The 744-nt window shown below is 60.9% G+C and carries 1 protein-coding gene; it reads left to right on the top strand.

The features are described from left to right. On the top strand, positions 1 to 708 hold a 708-nt coding region (locus G154_RS00240; RefSeq protein ID WP_019512868.1), incomplete at its 5' end, for an IS3 family transposase. Positions 709 to 744: the final 36 nt, after the last annotated feature.

The following is a 744-nucleotide window of genomic DNA, read 5'->3' as shown; positions in this document are numbered from 1 at the left end:
CACCGCGACGACCCGGAGTTCGGGTACCGCTACCTCGTGGAGGAGGCCCGAGAGGCCGGCGAATCGATGGCAGAGCGCACCGCCTGGCGAATCTGCTCGCAGAATCAGTTGTGGAGCGTGTTCGGCAAAAAGCGCGGCAAGAACGGCAAGGTAGGCCCGCCGGTGCACGATGATCTTGTCGAGCGCGACTTCACCGCCGATGGCCCAAACCAATTGTGGCTCAGCGATATCACCGAACATCGCACCGATGAAGGCAAGCTCTATCTCTGTGCCATCAAGGACGTGTTCTCCAACCGTATCGTCGGGTACTCGATCGACTCCCGAATGAAGTCCCGGCTGGCCACCACAGCGCTCAGTAGCGCGGTGGCTCGCCGCGGTGATATCGCTGGCTGCATAGTCCACACCGATCGCGGATCTCAATTCAGGTCAAGGAGATTCGTCCATGCACTGAGCCGTTATGAAATGGTCGGATCGATGGGCCGCGTCGGTGCGGCTGGCGACAACGCAGCCATGGAGAGCTTCTTTGCTCTACTTCAGAAGAACGTGCTCGATCGCCACCGCTGGAGCACACGAGAAGAGCTGCGGATCGCGATCGTCACCTGGATCGAACGGACCTACCATCGTCGCCGGCGCCAAGCCGGCCTCGGTCGGTTGACCCCGATCGAATTCGAAGCGATTATGACCACACGGGCCAGTCAGGCCGCGTGACCGAAACTGTCTGTCACCTGATCGTGCAGCAGACCC

This window comes from Mycobacterium sp. VKM Ac-1816D, from assembly GCF_000416385.1.
Classification (GTDB): domain Bacteria; phylum Actinomycetota; class Actinomycetes; order Mycobacteriales; family Mycobacteriaceae; genus Mycobacterium; species Mycobacterium neoaurum_A.
Note: the sequence above shows the minus strand (reverse complement) of the source record. Positions and strands in the feature narration are given on the sequence as shown.